This is a genomic window from Bittarella massiliensis (ex Durand et al. 2017) (genome assembly GCF_017566145.1).
GTDB lineage: Bacteria > Bacillota > Clostridia > Oscillospirales > Ruminococcaceae > Bittarella > Bittarella massiliensis_A.
In genome coordinates this window covers 1-324 of record NZ_JABFCL010000059.1, presented here as the reverse complement: position 1 = coordinate 324, position 324 = coordinate 1, and the positions used below count along the sequence as shown (strand labels likewise).

The following is a 324-nucleotide window of genomic DNA, read 5'->3' as shown; positions in this document are numbered from 1 at the left end:
CATCTGCCAATAGCATATAGCTTTCTGCACCGGATGATTTTGGATCATACAAATTAATTGGCATACCATAGCTTGGTGCCTCAGCAAGTCTGATATTTCTCGGAATTATAGTCTTGTAGATGGTTTGCTCCAGGTTATCTTTTACATTCTCCACTACCTGAAGCGAAAGATTCGTACGGGCATCATACATTGTAAAAACTACCCCCTCCATCTTCAGATTCTCATTTAGTCTTTCCTGCACCAACTCGATTGTATGGATCAACTGACTTAATCCCTCCAATGCGTAATATTCACATTGAATAGGAACCAACACGCTGTCTGCAG

At 41.0% G+C, this 324-nt stretch carries 1 protein-coding gene; it reads right to left on the bottom strand.

What is annotated here, in order from left to right; all coding sequences use genetic code 11:
* Positions 1 to 324 (bottom strand): ParA family protein (locus HJY11_RS13440; RefSeq protein WP_208076449.1); only part of this gene is annotated, 324 nt, incomplete at both ends.